14 protein-coding genes and 2 pseudogenes are annotated in these 18,309 nt (G+C 34.1%); all 16 read left to right on the top strand.

Translation table 11 applies throughout. The features are described 5' to 3' along the window. Positions 1-96 precede the first annotated feature (96 nt). The 16 genes and pseudogenes from truB (at position 97) to recA (ending at position 17,991) form a co-directional block, all read left to right on the top strand. Positions 97-1,014, top strand: coding sequence for a tRNA pseudouridine(55) synthase TruB (truB, locus tag ACF91D_RS24890; protein ID WP_107527223.1), 918 nt, complete (start codon positions 97-99; stop codon positions 1,012-1,014). 12 nt (positions 1,015-1,026) lie between these two features. Next, complete coding sequence (locus ACF91D_RS24885; RefSeq protein WP_107527222.1) at positions 1,027-1,998, top strand: bifunctional riboflavin kinase/FAD synthetase; 972 nt, start codon at positions 1,027-1,029, stop codon at positions 1,996-1,998. A 104-nt stretch (positions 1,999-2,102) separates the two neighbouring features. Beyond that, positions 2,103-2,372 carry a 30S ribosomal protein S15 gene (gene rpsO / locus ACF91D_RS24880; protein WP_042738837.1) on the top strand — a complete coding sequence of 90 codons (270 nt, stop codon included), beginning with the start codon at positions 2,103-2,105 and terminating at the stop codon, positions 2,370-2,372. 151 nt (positions 2,373-2,523) lie between these two features. Further along, positions 2,524-4,629: a polyribonucleotide nucleotidyltransferase gene (gene pnp, locus ACF91D_RS24875; protein ID WP_042738836.1), complete on the top strand. Its 2,106-nt coding sequence runs from the start codon at positions 2,524-2,526 to the stop codon at positions 4,627-4,629. 318 nt (positions 4,630-4,947) lie between these two features. Next, positions 4,948-6,621: a ribonuclease J2 gene (gene rnjB, locus ACF91D_RS24870; RefSeq protein ID WP_042738835.1), complete on the top strand. Its 1,674-nt coding sequence runs from the start codon at positions 4,948-4,950 to the stop codon at positions 6,619-6,621. Between the two features lie 302 nt (positions 6,622-6,923). Then, a pseudogene (locus ACF91D_RS24865) lies at positions 6,924-7,793 on the top strand (DNA translocase FtsK 4TM domain-containing protein); the annotation flags it as partial. A 105-nt stretch (positions 7,794-7,898) separates the two neighbouring features. Then, positions 7,899-9,353 (top strand): annotated as a pseudogene (locus ACF91D_RS24860) (DNA translocase FtsK); the annotation flags it as partial. Between the two features lie 2 nt (positions 9,354-9,355). Then, on the top strand, positions 9,356-10,069 hold the full coding sequence (locus ACF91D_RS24855; RefSeq protein ID WP_042738833.1) for a GntR family transcriptional regulator: 714 nt from the start codon (positions 9,356-9,358) through the stop codon (positions 10,067-10,069). A gap of 10 nt (positions 10,070-10,079) precedes the next feature. Next, a complete protein-coding gene (gene yfmF / locus ACF91D_RS24850; protein WP_107527220.1) occupies positions 10,080-11,372 on the top strand; it encodes an EF-P 5-aminopentanol modification-associated protein YfmF in 1,293 nt (430 codons plus the stop codon). Then, complete coding sequence (yfmH, locus tag ACF91D_RS24845) at positions 11,369-12,655, top strand: EF-P 5-aminopentanol modification-associated protein YfmH (RefSeq protein WP_107527219.1); 1,287 nt, start codon at positions 11,369-11,371, stop codon at positions 12,653-12,655. Before yfmF ends, yfmH begins: the two co-directional genes overlap by 4 nt. A 3-nt stretch (positions 12,656-12,658) precedes the next feature. Further along, positions 12,659-13,363 carry an elongation factor P 5-aminopentanone reductase gene (gene ymfI / locus ACF91D_RS24840; RefSeq protein WP_107527218.1) on the top strand — a complete coding sequence of 235 codons (705 nt, stop codon included), beginning with the start codon at positions 12,659-12,661 and terminating at the stop codon, positions 13,361-13,363. Between the two features lie 197 nt (positions 13,364-13,560). Further along, a complete protein-coding gene (locus ACF91D_RS24835) occupies positions 13,561-14,391 on the top strand; it encodes a DUF3388 domain-containing protein (RefSeq protein ID WP_042738829.1) in 831 nt (276 codons plus the stop codon). A 39-nt stretch (positions 14,392-14,430) separates the two neighbouring features. Further along, a complete protein-coding gene (locus ACF91D_RS24830; protein WP_107527217.1) occupies positions 14,431-14,823 on the top strand; it encodes a helix-turn-helix domain-containing protein in 393 nt (130 codons plus the stop codon). Positions 14,824-14,860: 37 nt separating this feature from the next. Continuing rightward, a complete protein-coding gene (gene pgsA, locus ACF91D_RS24825; RefSeq protein ID WP_107512621.1) occupies positions 14,861-15,439 on the top strand; it encodes a CDP-diacylglycerol--glycerol-3-phosphate 3-phosphatidyltransferase in 579 nt (192 codons plus the stop codon). 188 nt (positions 15,440-15,627) lie between these two features. Further along, positions 15,628-16,776: a CinA family nicotinamide mononucleotide deamidase-related protein gene (locus tag ACF91D_RS24820; RefSeq protein WP_107526716.1), complete on the top strand. Its 1,149-nt coding sequence runs from the start codon at positions 15,628-15,630 to the stop codon at positions 16,774-16,776. 168 nt (positions 16,777-16,944) lie between these two features. Then, a complete protein-coding gene (gene recA / locus ACF91D_RS24815; protein ID WP_042738825.1) occupies positions 16,945-17,991 on the top strand; it encodes a recombinase RecA in 1,047 nt (348 codons plus the stop codon). Positions 17,992-18,309 lie beyond the last annotated feature (318 nt).

The raw sequence follows: 18,309 nt of genomic DNA, 5'->3' as shown, positions 1-18,309 counted from the left end.
GTAATTTTGTTTCAGTTTTTTTATGCTCTACAAAAAGCTGTTACATGTTAGAATATATGATGATTGTATTATGTAATATTGAAGGTGGCGAAATAAATGTATAACGGTATTTTACCTGTTTATAAAGAGCGTGGTTTAACAAGTCACGATGTCGTATTTAAATTAAGGAAAATATTAAAAACAAAAAAAGTAGGTCATACTGGAACATTAGACCCGGAAGTAGCTGGGGTATTACCAGTATGTATCGGCAATGCGACAAAGGTCAGTGACTATATTATGGATATGGGAAAATCATATCAAGCAACAGTGTATCTTGGTAAAAGTACAACAACAGAAGATCAAACAGGTGAAACATTAGCGATTTCTGAGGTTACAACTTCTGATATTAATACAAGTATAATAGATGATGTATTACAGCGATTTCATGGTGAAATTAAGCAAATCCCACCTATGTATTCTTCTGTCAAAGTTAATGGTAAGAAGTTATACGAATATGCCCGTAAAAATATTGAAGTTGAAAGACCAGAACGTACAGTGAATATTAAGGAGATACAGCGTACTTCGGATTTGACCTTTGACCAAGGTGGATGTCAATTTGATATCTTTGTGACTTGTGGGAAAGGTACATATATTAGAACACTTGCGACTGATATTGGACAGGAAGTCAATATACCAGCACATATGTCGCAATTGACTAGAGTTGATAGTGGTGGCTTTGCATTAAAAGATAGTTATAAATTGCATGAAATTGCTCAATTAGTTGAGCAAGAGACGTTACAAGCTAAATTATTTCCTATAGAATATGGATTAAAAGGTTTACAGCAAATTGTTATTACTGAAGCTGCTATGCAACAGAAGATTTTGAATGGTCAAAAATTTAATAAGCGACAGTTTGATGTAGAAATAGCGAATCAGGTTGCAATGATTAATGCGACTGATAAAAAGGTATTAGCAATTTATGAACCACATCCTGAAAAGCAAGATGAAATAAAACCTAAAAAGGTCTTTAACTAAAGGAGAATAGACATGAAAGTGATTGAAGTAGCACATCCAATTCAAGAAAAACAATATATACAAGAAGATGTTGCAATGGCTTTTGGCTTTTTTGATGGCATGCATAAGGGACATGCAAAGGTCTTCGATACATTATCACAAATAGCTGAAGAGAAAAATTTGAAAAAGGCTGTAATGACATTTGACCCTCATCCATCAGTTGTACTTAATCCAGAGTTAAAACGTACAGATTATTTAACACCAATTCAAGATAAAGTTGAAATTCTTGAAACATTTGGTATCGATTACTGTATCGTAATTAATTTTTCATCAAAATTCGCAGATGTTACTGCCGAATCCTTTATAGAAGATTATATTATCAAGAATCATGTTAAAGAAGTTGTTGCTGGATTTGATTTTACTTTTGGTAAATTTGGTAAAGGGAATATGTTAATATTAGATGAAATGTCAGAATTTAATACAACCACTGTGAGTAAGCAAGAAATTGAATCTGAGAAAATTTCCACGACGGCAATTCGCAAGGCTTTAAAATCCGGTTATTTACAAAAAGCAAATGAAGAATTAGGCTATCGTTTTCGAATTAAAGGGACAGTCGTACAAGGTGAAAAGCGTGGTAGAACAATTGGGTTCCCAACTGCTAATGTTCAACCGAGTGATGATTACGTCTTGCCTAAAAATGGTGTCTATGCAGTAAGTATGGAAATTGGTTCAGATCATAAAGTATATCGCGGTGTAGCCAATGTAGGCGTTAAACCTACATTTCATGATCCGTCTGTAGCACAAGTGGTTATTGAAGTTAACATTTTTGATTTTGATGATGATATATACGGGGAAAGAGTAACTGTATTTTGGCATCATTTTTTACGCCCTGAGATCAAATTCGATGGTATCGATCCTCTTGTGGAACAGATGAACAAAGATAAAGAAAAAGCGAAATACTTATTAGCGGTTGATTTTGGAGACGATATATCATATAATATTTAAGTCTAATGTGTACAGCACATTAAAGCACCTTTATCTTGGCTAGTTCGAAACTCCGACGATTAGCTCGGATTGAGGCGTATAACAATAAAAGGAGGAAATTGACAATGGCAATTTCACAAGAAAGAAAAAATGAATTAATTAAAGAATACCGCACACACGAAGCTGACACTGGTTCACCAGAAGTTCAAATCGCTGTATTAACTGCGGAAATTAGTGCATTAAACGATCACTTACGTACACACAAAAAAGACCACCATTCACGTCGTGGTTTATTAAAAATGGTAGGTCGTCGTAGACACTTACTTAACTATTTACGTAACAAAGATATTCAACGTTACCGTGAATTAATTAAATCATTAGGTATCCGTCGTTAATCTTTTGACGTTTATTGATAGGGAAAGAACCTTAAAGGTCCTTTCCCTTTTTTATAATTAATATAATGATAATCTAAAATAAGATACTAATATTAAATTTATAGTAGAAATGATATGATAGACTTATTAGAAATATGAGAGGAGATTCGTAATGTCTCAAGAGAAAAAAGTTTTCAAGACTGAGTGGGCTAATCGTTCTTTAACGATTGAAACAGGGCAACTTGCCAAACAAGCGAATGGCGCAGTGCTTGTTCGTTATGGCGATACTGTAGTACTTTCTACAGCAGTAGCATCAAAGGAACCACGTGATGGTGACTTCTTCCCACTTATGGTAAATTATGAAGAAAAAATGTATGCAGCAGGTAAAATACCAGGTGGATTTAAGAAACGTGAGGGCCGTCCAAGTGATGAAGCTACCCTAACTGCACGTTTGATTGATAGACCGATACGACCATTATTTCCTAAAGGTTATAAATATGATGTGCAAATTATGAATACTGTATTAAGTGCAGACCCAGATTGTTCACCTGAAATGGCTGCAATGATAGGTTCATCAATGGCATTAAGTGTATCTGACATTCCTTTCCAAGGACCTATCGCAGGTGTCAACGTAGGCTATATTGATGGAGAATACATTATTAATCCAACAGTTGAACAAAAGGAAATCTCTAGATTAGATTTAGAAGTTGCTGGTCATAAAGATGCAGTAAACATGGTTGAAGCGGGTGCGAGCGAAATAACTGAAGAAGAAATGTTAGAAGCAATCTTCTTTGGTCACAAGGAGATCCAACGTCTAGTTGATTTCCAACAAGAAATCGTTAATCATATTCAACCTGAAAAGAAAGCATTTGTACCTGTTGAAAAAGATGAATCACTCATCGAACAAGTAAAACAATTAACTGAGGCTAACGGATTAAAGGATACTGTGTTAACTTTTGATAAGCAGCAACGTGACATCAATTTAGATGCATTGAAAGAAAAAGTTGCAAGTGAATTTATCGATGAAGCAGATCCAGAGAATGAAACATTAATTAAAGAAGTATACAGTATTTTGAATGATCTTGTAAAAGAAGAAGTAAGACGTTTGATTGCTGACGAAAAAATTCGCCCAGATGGTCGTAAAACGGATGAAATTAGACCGCTTGATTCAGAGGTTGGTTTATTGCCAAGAACGCACGGTTCAGGTCTATTTACAAGAGGTCAAACTCAAGCGTTATCTGTCGTTACATTAGGATCATTAAGTGAATATCAAATACTTGATGGTTTAGGAGAAGAAGAACAAAAACGCTTTATGCACCACTATAATTTCCCTAACTATTCAGTTGGTGAAACAGGTCCTGTTCGTTCTCCAGGACGTCGTGAAATTGGTCACGGTGCATTAGGTGAACGTGCATTAAGTCACATTATACCTGATACACAAGATTTCCCATATACAGTACGTGTGGTAAGTGAAGTGTTAGAATCAAATGGTTCTTCTTCACAAGCTTCAATTTGTGGGTCAACGCTTGCATTAATGGATGCTGGTGTACCAATCAAAGCGCCGGTAGCTGGTATTGCTATGGGACTTGTAACTCGTGAAGATAGTTATACTATTTTGACAGATATCCAAGGTATGGAAGATGCTTTAGGCGATATGGACTTTAAAGTTGCAGGAACTGCTGAAGGTATTACGGCTATTCAAATGGACATTAAAATTGATGGTTTAACTAAAGAAATTATTCAAGAAGCATTAGCACAAGCAAAAGAAGGTCGCTTAGCAATCTTGGATCATATGCTACAAACGATTGACACACCACGCAATGAGTTAAGCATGTATGCACCTAAAGTGGTTACAATGCAAATTAAGCCAGAAAAAATCAGAGATGTCATCGGTCCTGGTGGTAAGAAGATTAATGAAATCATCGATGCAACAGGAGTAAAACTTGATATTGAACAAGATGGCTCAATCGTCATCGGTGCTGTAGATAAGGAAGCAATCGACAAAGCACGTAGTATTATTGAAGATATTACACGTGAAGCTGAAGTTGGCCAAGTCTATGACGGCAAAGTTAAGCGTATTGAAAAATATGGTGCGTTTGTAGAATTGTTCCCTGGTAAAGATGCATTAGTTCATATTTCTCAAATTGCGAATGAACGTATCGATAAAGTGGAAGATGTCTTGAAAGTTGGAGACACATTTAAAATTAAAGTAACAGAAATTGATAAGCAAGGTCGTGTCAATGCTTCACATAAAGCATTGTTATCAGAAGAATCTTAAGCTTAAATATTAGCATGATTTTGAAACTAGTTGTGATTAGGAATATAGTTGACGGGAAATCCGTTTGATTATGTTTCTAATCAATAAAGCTGGTTTCTTTTTTTTAGCGAAAGAATGACATCACAACATGTCTAATTAAATTGTACTATGTCATAAAATCTGTAGGTACACGTTACTCAAAATGATATCAGTTGATATATTCTAGTTAGTGTTAAAGCATGTAAACCTTACTTTAATAGTGTACATCAAGCTTGTTTTAACTTATAATAAATTATGAGTTTATATATGGTCGGGGATATTCAAATAGGAGGTAACATTTTGAGTTTAATAAAGAAAAATAATAATAACATTCGTATTATTCCTCTTGGCGGAGTCGGAGAAATAGCGAAAAATATGTATATCGTTGAAGTAGACGATGAGATGTTTATGTTAGATGCAGGATTGATGTTCCCAGAGGATGAAATGCTGGGCGTAGATATAGTAATTCCTGACATTCAATACGTAATTGAAAATAAAGACAAGTTGAAAGGGATCTTCTTAACACATGGACATGAGCATGCGATTGGTGCAGTTACATATGTGCTTGAACAAGTTGATGCACCTGTATACGGTTCGAAGTTAACGATCGGCTTAGTCAAAGAGAATATGAAGGCAAGAAATGTCAATAAGAAAGTTAGATATTACACTGTAAACAATGAATCTATCATGCGTTTCAAAGGTGTAAACATAACGTTTTTCAACACGACACACAGTATCCCAGATAGTTTAGGCGTTTGTATTCATACATCATACGGTGCAATTGTTTATACGGGTGAATTTAAATTCGACCAAAGTTTACACGGACATTATGCACCAGACTTAAAGAAAATGACGGAAATTGGAGAATCAGGTGTATTTGCATTGATTAGTGATTCTACTGAAGCTGAGAAACCAGGTTATAATACGCCTGAAAATGTAATTGAATCTCATATGTATGATGCATTTACTAAAGTTAAAGGGCGTTTAATTGTTTCGTGTTATGCATCAAACTTTATTAGAATTCAACAAGTGTTGAACATTGCAAGCAAATTAAATAGGAAGGTTTCTTTCTTGGGACGTTCTCTAGAAAGTTCATTTAATATTGCACGTAAAATGGGTTATTTCGATATACCTAAAGACTTATTAATACCTATTAATGAAGTTGAAAACTACCCTAAAAACGAAGTGATTATAATTGCTACTGGTATGCAAGGTGAACCTGTGGAAGCATTAAATCAAATGGCATTGAAGAAGCATAAAATAATGAATATTGAACCAGGAGATTCAGTGTTCTTGGCAATTACGGCATCTGCAAATATGGAAGTCATTGTAGGAAATACACTTAATGAATTAGTGCGAGCTGGTGCAGAAATTATTCCAAATAATAAAAAGATACATGCATCAAGTCATGGATGTATGGAAGAATTAAAAATGATGATTAACATTATGAAACCAGAGTATTTCTTACCAGTTAATGGCGAGTTTAAAATGCAAATTGCACATGCTAAATTAGCTAATGAGGCAGGCGTTCAGCCTGAAAAGATTTTCTTAGTTGAAAAAGGCGATGTTGTTAACTTCAATGGTGAAGAAATGATTCTAAATGAAAAAGTCAATTCGGGTAATGTATTGATTGACGGAATTGGTGTCGGTGATGTAGGTAATATCGTGTTACGTGACCGTCATCTCCTAGCTGAAGATGGTATCTTTATCGCTGTAGTAACACTTGATCCTAAGAATAGACGAATTGCAGCTGGTCCTGAAATCCAATCTCGAGGTTTTGTTTATGTGCGAGAAAGCGAAGCGTTATTGAATGAAGCTGAAGAAAAAGTAAGAGAGATTGTAGAATTAGGTTTACAAGAGAAAAGAATAGAATGGTCTGATATCAAACAAAACATGAGAGACCAAATTAGTAAACTGTTATTCGAAAACACAAAACGTCGTCCAATGATTATTCCAGTTATTTCTGAAATTTAATAGAATTGAACAAAACAAAGAGGTTAAGACAAACGCTTAGGTTAACATTTTAAAAGTCGATTGCTGTCATTAGTTGTGATTTGATACGAATCCATGATTAATACGACGCAACCTTTAAAGCTAGCAGAAGCGGAATAAGTCTTTGCCTCTTTTGTGTTATCATATTGATGTAATAAGTTAATGTTTTGAGTTATAGAATGGAGAAAAGGTACTGTTAGATATGTATGAGTTTTAAAGTAATACATATCATATTCAAACTTACATAAATAGACGAAATTAGAGTTGAAAAGAAGGTGTGAAATTTGGCACAAACGAAAAAGAGAACGACAACTAAGAAAAAATCAACAAATACTAGAAATAATAAAAGTCGCCAGAAAAAGAAACAGACAGATAGTCCGTTAAGATATATATTAGCTATTGCAATCTTTATATTAGTAGGATTAGGAGCCTTTCAATTAGGTATTGTAGGAACGATGATAGACAGTTTCTTTAATTATTTATTTGGAACTAGTCGATTTCTTACTTATATATTAGTATTAATTGCTACGGTGTATATGACATATTATAAAGCATTACCAAAGACTAGAAGAACAGTTGGCGCTGTAGTATTGCAATTCGCCTTGCTATTCTTAATGCACATCATTTTTTATTTTACAAATCATACTAAGGCGCAACGAGAGCCAGTATTATCATTTGTATATAAATCATATGAACATACACATTTCCCTAATTTTGGGGGAGGGTTAATTGGTCATTATTTATTAGCATTATTTAACCCATTAATTTCAATAGTCGGTGTGATAATCATTACATTATTACTTATTGCTTCAAGTATTATTTTATTGTTAAAGCAAAAGCACAGAGATGTTTCTAAAATAATGTTTGAACAATTGAAAAGTAAAAGTAAAGACGCATCTGCCAATATGCATGAAAAAAGAAAGCAAAATAAAATTAAAAAAGACGCAAAAGCTAGAGTGAAAGCAGAAAGAAAAGCTGAGCAAGAAAAACAGTTGAAATTAGAAGAACCAATGAAAGACGTAAGTAACTTCCCTGAAGTACAAGATTCAGAGTCAACATCGAATCAAGCAGACATTCCAATCTATGGTCATAGTGAAAGTGATGAAACAAGTTCATTGAGCCGAACGAAGAAACGCTCAAAACGTGTGTTTGATCAAGATAATAATCAAAATGACCAATCAGGAGTACAGAACTCAGAAAATCAATCACATAAAGATGTTCATTCGGATGATAAAAGTGACCATGATAATACTTCGGACAATAGCGGTTCGATTTCTGAAGCAGGAGAAGTAGAAAATGAAGCATATAAAATACCACCATTAACATTGTTGAATCAACCTGCAAAGCAACAATCAACTTCAAAAGCGGAAGTACAGAAAAAAGGTCAATTACTAGAAACAACATTGAAAAACTTTGGAGTTGATGCTAGAGTCACTCAAATCAAGATTGGACCAGCAGTAACACAATACGAAATTCAGCCAGCTCAAGGTGTAAAGGTAAGTAAAATCGTTAATTTGCATAATGATATTGCCCTTGCATTAGCAGCAAAGGATGTACGTATTGAAGCCCCTATACCTGGACGTTCTGCTGTGGGTATTGAGGTTCCTAATGATAAGATTTCACTTGTATCTCTAAAAGAAGTATTAGATGAAAAATTCCCTGCCAAAAACAAATTGGAAGTTGGATTAGGAAGAGATATTTCTGGAAGTCCGATAACAGTTGAATTAAATAAAATGCCACATTTATTAGTTGCAGGTTCGACAGGTAGTGGTAAATCAGTATGTATCAATGGCATTATTACAAGTATCTTACTTAACGCGAAACCCCACGAAGTAAAACTTATGTTAATTGATCCAAAAATGGTAGAATTAAATGTATATAATGGCATACCACATCTATTAATTCCAGTAGTTACTAATCCTCATAAGGCATCTCAAGCATTGGAAAAGGTTGTGGCTGAAATGGAACGTCGTTACGATTTATTCCAGCACAGTTCAACCAGAAATATTGAAGGCTATAATGAAATGATTCGTAAACAGAATAAAGAATTAGATGAAAAGCAGTCTGAGTTGCCATATATTGTCGTTATAGTAGATGAATTAGCGGATTTAATGATGGTAGCAGGTAAAGAAGTAGAAAATGCAATTCAACGTATCACACAGATGGCCCGTGCTGCTGGTATACATCTGATTATTGCGACTCAACGTCCTTCGGTTGATGTCATCACAGGGTTAATCAAGAATAATATACCAACTCGAATTGCATTTGCAGTGAGCTCTCAAACCGATTCAAGAACGATTATTGATAGTGGCGGCGCTGACAAACTTCTCGGAAAAGGGGATATGTTATATGTAGCTAACGGCGGGTCAACGAGAACACGTGTACAAGGTGCTTTCTTAAGTGATCAAGAAGTACAAGAAGTCGTTAACTATGTTGTAGAACAACAAAAGGCGAATTATGTTAAAGAAATGGAACCTGATGCGCCAGTGGATAAAGCTGATATGAAGAGTGAGGATGCACTTTACGATGAAGCATATTTATTCGTTTTAGAACAACAAAAGGCAAGTACATCGTTACTACAGAGACAGTTTAGAATCGGATATAACAGAGCTTCTAGATTGATGGATGATTTAGAGCGTAATCAAGTAATCGGACCACAAAAAGGTAGTAAACCTAGACAAATTCTTGTGGATTTAGATAGTGATGAGGTGTAAATATGGAACTTACTTCAGTTTATAAAGTCAAAGAATGGTTAATACAGCAAATTAAATCAGGTGATTTTCAATATGGTGAGCAGTTACCAAGTCACCTTGCTATAGCAAGAAAGCTAAATGTGAAAACAGACGATGTTTATGATGCTATTGATGAACTCATTACTGAACAAGTATTATCAAATAATTTAGAGGAAGGTGCGAGTGTTAAATCACAGCACCCATTCCTTTATCCATTAGGTGAGTTAGTTAGTATCAGTAAAATGATTCGAGCAAAGGGTTATGAACCTGGAACAGAATTCATTAGTTTTGATGAAAAGCCTTCAACTTCGTTAGATGCGACAACTTTAAATTTACCTGAAAAGGATTATGTGACAATCATCGAACGTATTCGAACGGCAGATAAACAACCAGTTGTTTACTGTTTAGACAAGGTGCCGACACGACTACTAACTTGTGCTCAATATCAAAATAGTAATGAGTCATTATTAGAAGCCATCGAACTCAATTCGTCGACAAAGATAGCATATGCTGAAACAGAAATAGAGTCGATAAGCTATGAACCGCATATTTCGGATGTATTAGATGCATCACCACATGAAGGTTTAATGTTATTAAAGCTCGTGCACTATGATCAAGATGAAAAACCAATATTTTATTCTTTTAATTATTTCAAAAGTAGTTTAGTTAAATTCAAAACGGTTAGAAATAGATTATAATAACAAAATTATGAAAGTGAGGCATGACAATTTGAATAAAGACACACGACAAAATGATTTACATATCAAAGTAATGCCAACGTCTAAATTTAAGACAACCACCATTACGTTAAAGTTTATGGCACCACTAGATAATGAAACTATGACAGCAAGGTCAGTACTAAGTAAATTATTAGTGAGAGCAACTAAAAAATGGCCGACGGATAAAGACTTTAATCGTCATTTGTCTAATTTATATGGTGCGTATGTTAATAGTTTCGTTACAAAATTTAAAGATAAACATGTAATTACCATATCTTTAGAACTCGTAAATGAACGTTACTTAAAGGATCAAACTCCTCTTTTTGAAAAGGGATTACAACTCCTAAAGGAAATTGTTTGGAATCCTCTAGTATATGACAATCAGTTCAATGCGAACTTTGTAGCACAAGAAAAAACATTATTAGCCAAGAAATTAGAAGCTATGGTCGATAATAAATCACAGATATCATTTTTAAATTTATTAAAACATATGTTTGGCGATCACCCATACAGACATCTTGCAACTGGTCAAGTTTCATATATTAACGACATAACACCGGAAACCTTATACCATACATATCAATCTATGTTATCTGACGACTTTTGTGCCGTTTATGTAGTCGGTAATGTGGATGAAACAACAGTAAAATCTCAAATAGACACATATTTTAATATTCAAACAGTACCATTTGAACTTACTACTGTGACACCAATGTTAACGAATCATGAGTTGCCTCAGACAATCCTTGAAGAAGATGACGTAGACCAAGCTAAGTTAAATATGGGCTTTAAACTGCCAACAGTATATGGAGAAGCAGATTATTTTGCAGTAGTTGTATTTAACATTATGTTTGGAGGCGACCCTTCTTCAGTACTTTTCAATGAAGTCCGTGAAAAACAAAGTTTAGCGTATTCGATTCATTCTCAAATTGATGGCAAAAATGGATATATGTTTGTATTAAGTGGTGTTTCGAGTGATAAATATGAAGTTGCAAAAGATACCATTATTGAAGAATTTAATAAAATCCAAGCAGGTCAATTTGATGATAGTAAATTGGCATTAGCCAAAAAGGTTATCGTTTCACAAAGACAAGAGTCACAAGATAGAGCAAAGAGTATTATTGAGATTTTAAATAATAATATTTTATTAAATGAGGATTTAACCGAAGATATGTATATTGAAGGAATAGAGCATGTTACAAGAGAAGATGTCATCAAGGTTGCACAAGCAACAGTGCTTGATACGATATATATATTGACGAAAGGAGGTAGTGAATCGTGAAGGAAACATACTATGATCAAATAGATGAGCGGGTCTTTGAAGCAGAATTAGAAAATGGTTTGAAGGTATTTATTATTCCAAAAGCAGGATTCCAAAAGACCTTTGTCACATATACTACTCAATTTGGATCGTTAGATAATAAGTTTAAGCCTCATGGCAGTGATACATATGTAACAGTACCAGACGGTGTGGCGCACTTTTTAGAACATAAATTATTTGAAAATGAAGAAGAAGATTTATTTACTGCATTTGCAGAAGATAATGCACAAGTTAATGCCTTTACGAGTTTCGACCGTACAAGTTACCTGTTTAGTGCAACTGATAACGTGGATCGCAATATTAAACGATTATTGACTATGGTGGAGACACCTTACTTTACAAAGGAAACAGTTGATAAGGAAAAAGGTATTATTGCTGAAGAAATTAAAATGTATCAAGAACAGCCAGGATATAAATTAATGTTTAACACGCTAAAAGCAATGTATCAAACACATCCAATCCGTGTCGATATTGCAGGTAGTGTTGAAAGTATTTATCAAATTACTAAAGATGATTTATATCTTTGCTATGAAACATTTTATCATCCGTCAAATATGGTGCTATTCGTTGTAGGAGATGTAGATCCTGAGCATATTTATCGTGTCGTAGCTGAACATGAGGATATGAGAGATAAAGAGTATCAACCTGAAATAGTGAGAGATCCGTTGATTGAACAAGAGAAAGTAAGTGAATCGGTTGTAACTGAGACAATGAAATTACAATCACCTCGTTTAATGCTTGGATTCAAAAATAAGGTTCCACAGAATGAACCATCAGAAACATACGTACGTCGTGACCTTGAAATGACACTCTTTTTCGAGATGGTATTCGGTGAAGAGACAGATTTTTATCAAACGTTACTCAATCAAGACTTAATTGACGAGACCTTTGGATATCAATTTATGCTTGAACCTACATACAGTTTCTCTATCGTGACAAGTGCAACACAAAAACCAGATGAATTAAAAGCATTATTACTTACCGAATTAGAGAGCAAGTTAGGTAATATTGAGGATAATGATGCATTTGAATTATTGAAGAAACAATTTATAGGAGAATTTATTTCAGGATTAAATTCTCCAGAGTATATAGCAAATCAATATACAAAACTCCACTTTGAAGGTGTCAGTCTATTTGATTTATTAGACATAGTAGAAAGTATTACATTGGAAAGTGTGAATGAAACAGCGAAGACTTGTCTGAATCTAGAACAGATGGTCGACAGTCGACTGGAGATGAAATAATACATGAAAGCATTAGTGATTGGTGGCTCTGGGTCAATTGGTACAGCAATCACCGAACGCCTATTGTCTGATGGCTATGAAGTTATTGTTCACTACAATCAAGCTGATTTATCATCATTACAAGAGCATTATCAAGGACAAGCAGTACAATTTGTACAATGTGATTTAAGTAAAGTAGACAATTTAGATGAATATTTTTATTTTGTTCAAAATTTAGACTGTTTGATATACACCAGTGGACAAGCTTTATACGGTATGTTACAAGATATGACAGATGCGATGATTGATGAAAGTTATACGTTACATCTTCGTCAACTCATGCGTATTTGTCGATACTTTATTGATCAATTGAGACAAAGTATAAACGGTCGCATTGTTGTAGTATCATCCATTTGGGGTGAAACTGGTGCGAGTTTAGAATCGGTTTATTCCGCAATGAAAGCTGGACAAATCGGTTTTGTTAAAGCGCTGAGTCAAGAATTGGCCTTAAGCACTGTTACAGTTAATGCGATTGCACCTGGCTTTGTCAGTGGGCGCATGACACAAGTATTTGATGATGATACATTAACAGAAATGGTTGAATCATTGCCACAACAGCGTTTGATTGACCCTCAAGAAATTGCGCATACATGTAGTTATCTTTGTCATCCTTACGCCAAGAGCATCACGGGTACTGTTCAAAAAGTCAATGGAGCTTGGTATTTATAAATTTATATACTGTTGAAAAAACAATCCAACGCATGTACATTCAGTGCTATAATGTGATTACAATAAATGATAAAGTAACAAATGAATAGCTCTATATTTATAATAAATTTTAATTTATTGTTTTTACTAGACGTTTATTTTTATCAAAGCTATTATAAATAATAACTGTTGTTTTGAAACGAAGGGGTGTTTATTTCATGGCAGTCGCTACTAGAAAAGAATGGTATTTAGAATATGAGATAACAATGAACCGTGCTGGATTATTAGGTGATATTTCAAGTTTACTTGGTATGATGGGGATTAGTATTGTCACTATTAACGGTATTGAAGAAAGTAGACGTGGTTTACTTATCAAGACTGATAGTTTAGAAAAGGTAAATCGCTTTGAAAACATTGTAATGGAAATTGATGATATTTCGATTACCAAATTGAGAAAGCCAGAACTGCGTGATCGTCTAGCTGTCCGTCATGGTAGATACATAGAGCAAGATGCCGATGACAAAAAGACATTTCGTTTTGAACGTGAAGACTTAGGGTTACTTGTCGATTTTATGGCTGAATTATTTAAAGAAGATGGTCATAAATTAATTGGTATAAGGGGTATGCCTAGGGTAGGGAAGACAGAATCTATCGTTGCAGCAAGTGTCTGTGCACATAAAAGATGGTTGTTTATCAGTTCAACTTTAATCAAACAAACCGTGAGAAGTTCGTTGATTAAAGGTGAATATGACTCAGACCATGTCTATATTATTGACGGTGCAGTTACAGCACGTGAATCAAGCCAAAAGCACCAAGATCTTGTGAAGGAAGTAATGAGTTTGCCGGCCATTAAGGTAGTTGAGCATCCAGATTTATTTGTTGAAACAAGTGATTACGAAATGAAAGATTTTGATTATATTATTGAATTAAGAGAAAATAAAAACCAAGAAATCCATTATGAAGAAATGAAAAAACAAACAGTTAAAAGTAAAAACAATTTAGACTTTAGCGATGATGGTTTTGGTGGCGGCTTTGGCTTTTTTGAATAATCAAATTAATTACATTTTATTAAAGGAGGCTTTACAACTGTGAATTCAATAGGTCAAACTTTAAAAGGTCGCCGAGAGCGTTTAGGTATGACATTAAATGAATTAGAGTCTCGTACACAAATTAAAAGAAAAACACTGACATTGATTGAAAATAATGATTTTGCTTCACTGAAAAATCAAAACTATGCTGAAGGCTTTATTATTAAGTATGCTAAGGCAGTGAATATCGATTCGGATCAACTTATTGAAGCACATAAAGAAGAAATTCCCAATGCGGATCATGATTTGGATCAAGTCATTGCGGCTTTTTCAGGTGAGCATAAACCAACATATAGAAGTAAAGATAAAGAACCACTACAACTTGCTGTAGTCGTTAGTTTTATAGTTATTGTTACAGCTATACTGTGGGTATTAGCAGTATTATTCTTGTAGATGAATTTAAGTTATAAATAGAAATGAGGCATTTTATATGAATATACCGAATTGGATAACCGTTTTTAGAGTTATACTAATTCCAGTGTTTATGGTATTTGCATTAGCAGATTTTGGTTTTGGTAAAGTTTCTTTTATCGGTGGAAATGATATTAGAATTGAATTATTGATTAGTGGTGTTATTTTTATCATTGCATCGTTGAGTGACTTTGTAGATGGTTATCTTGCTAGAAAGTGGCAGTTAGTTACCAATATGGGTAAATTTCTAGACCCATTAGCAGATAAATTACTAGTGTCGAGCGCATTAATAGCATTGGTACAAATTGATTTAACTAACTCGGTTGTAGCAATTATCATTATTGCACGAGAATTTGCAGTCACAGGGTTAAGATTATTGCAAATTGAGCAAGGATTTGTCAGTGCTGCCGGACAATTAGGAAAAATCAAAACGGCCGTTACAATGGTAGCAATTGTTTGGATATTATTAGGCGATCCACTTGCAAATTGGATTGGTTTTTCACTAGGTCAAACATTATTATATATCGGTGTATTCTTTACAATCTTATCTGGAATTGAATATTTCTATAAAGGTAGAGATGTGTTTAAAGCTAAATAATGTCGAAATGCTGTCGAAAGCATTTAAAAGTTACTAAAGTCAGATAAATCATCTGACTTTTTTTGATTTGAAAAGACTAACCATACTTTTTTATCAATTAAAAACGAAATATTTCGTTTTTGCTTGTACTTCGTTTTATAATTTAACTATGTTAAATATAGTGTAGCTTGTATGAAGGAGGAGTTTACTTGAATATATCAATAATCGCAGTGGGTTCTGAATTATTATTAGGACAAATTGCTAATACCAATGGACAATATCTATCACAATTATTAAATGGGATCGGTCACAGTGTGGTGGAACATGCAGTTATTGGTGATAACCCGGAACGTTTGAAACGTGTATTCAATACAGCACTAGACAACAATGATGCAGTGATTCTAACTGGTGGTTTAGGTCCTACTAAGGATGATTTGACAAAGCATACAGTAGCGGAGGTGCTTGGTCGTGAATTAGTAACAGATAGTGCTGCTTTAGAAGATATTGAGCAGTATTTTATCAAGCAAAACGTTGAAATGACGCCTAATAATCGTCAACAAGCACTTGTAATAGAAGGGTCAGAAGTGTTAGAAAATAAATTTGGCATGGCGCCAGGTATGTTAGTTAAACATAAGGATAAGAAAGTGATTCTACTCCCTGGACCACCAAAAGAAATGCAACCTATGGCTAAAAATGAACTATTGCCATATTTATTAGATGGCGAACAAATTATCTTCTCAGAATTATTGCGTTTCGCTGGTATTGGTGAATCTAAAGTTGAAACAGAATTATTAGATTTAATCGATAATCAAACGAATCCTACTATAGCACCATTAGCGGGTACTCATGAAGTAAATATCAGACTAACTGCAAACGGTGAAACAGTTGAAAACTGTAAAGCCTTGATTGATCCAATTAAAACAGAGATTTTAAATAGAATTGGTGATTTCTATTATGGTTCTGACGATATTAAGTTAGAACAAGCATTGATGCAAAATATCGAACGTACATTTGCGATATATGACGGTGTTACTGATGGAGATTTATATTCTCGTTTAAAAGATTTTGACCAAGAAGAACGCTTATTAGGCATGTTGCCACATAATAACCAATTTATAAGTAATGACTTGGATATAGAGAGACAATTATCAATTTCAACGAATATTGTAAAGGATTTATATAAATCTGAAGTTGCAATATCATTACTATATAATAAAGATACGGTGTATTTAGGCGTTCTAAAGGAAGACAAATTGTCTGTACAACATTTTAAAATGATACAACAACGCAATTTGCTTAAACACCGAACACAAAATTATGTATTAATTAGATTGCTAAATCGTTTAAAATCCCAATAAATCAATAGTTATCTTAATTTTTGAACAGTACGTGTGTTCTATATTAGACAAAACGAACGGTATTTTTAGCGAACAAATATTCGCAAAATGCTTGCACTAAAATAAAAATACATGTATAGTATGGGTAAGATAATTTTCAGAGACAAAACTCATTTAGGAGGTCCAGCATTGGATAACGATCGTCAAAAAGCTTTAGATACAGTAATTAAAAATATGGAGAAGTCATTTGGTAAAGGCGCAGTAATGAAACTTGGTGACAATAAAGCACGTAAAGTTTCAAGTGTTTCAAGTGGCTCAGTCACATTAGATAATGCTTTAGGAGTAGGTGGTTACCCTAAAGGTAGAATTGTAGAAATATATGGACCAGAAAGTTCTGGTAAGACTACTGTAGCATTGCATGCTATTGCTGAAGTACAAAAAAATGGTGGTGTAGCTGCATTTATCGATGCAGAACATGCGCTAGATCCAGTGTATGCTGAAGCATTAGGAGTAGATATCCAAAATTTATACTTATCACAACCGGACCATGGTGAACAAGGACTAGAAATTGCAGAAGCATTCGTTCGTAGTGGTGCAGTAGATATTGTAGTTGTCGATTCGGTAGCCGCTTTAACACCTAAAGCAGAGATAGAAGGAGAAATGGGTGACACGCATGTCGGTTTACAAGCACGACTTATGTCACAAGCATTACGTAAATTGTCAGGTGCCATTTCTAAATCAAATACGACAGCAATTTTCATCAACCAGATTCGTGAAAAGGTCGGCGTTATGTTTGGTAACCCTGAGACTACACCAGGTGGTAGAGCGCTGAAATTCTATAGTTCAGTTCGTTTAGAAGTTAGACGTGCAGAACAATTGAAACAAGGTCAAGAAATCGTTGGTAATAGAACTAAGATTAAAGTTGTTAAGAACAAAGTAGCACCACCTTTCAGAATTGCAGAAGTTGATATTATGTATGGTAAAGGTATCTCTAAAGAAGGTGAATTAATCGACTTAGGCGTTGAGAACGAAATCGTTGATAAATCAGGTGCTTGGTATTCATATAATGGAGAACGCATGGGGCAAGGTAAAGAAAATGTTAAGACTTACCTTATGGAAAATCCAGCAGTTAAGAATGAAATCAATCAAAAGTTACGTGAAACTTTAGGTATATTTGATGGTGATGTCGAAGAGAGTGAAGAAGAACAACCAACTTCACTATTTGAAGATGAATAAGTTAAACTTAGTGCATACATGCAAATATTTTCAATGCACGTGTCATATCCCGAGATTAGTAGTTATCTAATCTCGGGATATTTTTATAAAAATCTTTCAAATTGAGTGTCTAACGTTTGAATACGGGACTAATTATACTGAAAGTAGTAAAATAATAATTTAAATTTATGTGAAAAATTTTATTCTGATTTTCCATAAAATAAGGCGAATCGTGTGTTATCAACATCTATAGTAAATAAAGTGTAAAAGAGAGGTCTCTAATATTGAATTTATGTAGGTGGAAACCTTGACACTTCTTGTCTTTAAACCGTACAATTA

Source organism: Staphylococcus sp. 231237_7MaSpsaltlick, from assembly GCF_043107035.1.
Note: the sequence above shows the minus strand (reverse complement) of the source record. Positions and strands in the feature narration are given on the sequence as shown.

Bases quoted from the DNA above. Each gene is read 5' to 3' on its own strand.
- truB (WP_107527223.1), top strand. From the start codon at position 97: ATGTATAACGGTATTTTACCTGTTTATAAAGAGCGTGGTTTAACAAGT.
- ACF91D_RS24885 (WP_107527222.1), top strand. From the start codon at position 1,027: ATGAAAGTGATTGAAGTAGCACATCCAATTCAAGAAAAACAATATATA.
- rpsO (WP_042738837.1), top strand. From the start codon at position 2,103: ATGGCAATTTCACAAGAAAGAAAAAATGAATTAATTAAAGAATACCGC.
- pnp (WP_042738836.1), top strand. From the start codon at position 2,524: ATGTCTCAAGAGAAAAAAGTTTTCAAGACTGAGTGGGCTAATCGTTCT.
- ACF91D_RS24855 (WP_042738833.1), top strand. From the start codon at position 9,356: ATGGAACTTACTTCAGTTTATAAAGTCAAAGAATGGTTAATACAGCAA.
- yfmF (WP_107527220.1), top strand. From the start codon at position 10,080: ATGAAAGTGAGGCATGACAATTTGAATAAAGACACACGACAAAATGAT.
- ymfI (WP_107527218.1), top strand. From the start codon at position 12,659: ATGAAAGCATTAGTGATTGGTGGCTCTGGGTCAATTGGTACAGCAATC.
- ACF91D_RS24835 (WP_042738829.1), top strand. From the start codon at position 13,561: ATGGCAGTCGCTACTAGAAAAGAATGGTATTTAGAATATGAGATAACA.
- pgsA (WP_107512621.1), top strand. From the start codon at position 14,861: ATGAATATACCGAATTGGATAACCGTTTTTAGAGTTATACTAATTCCA.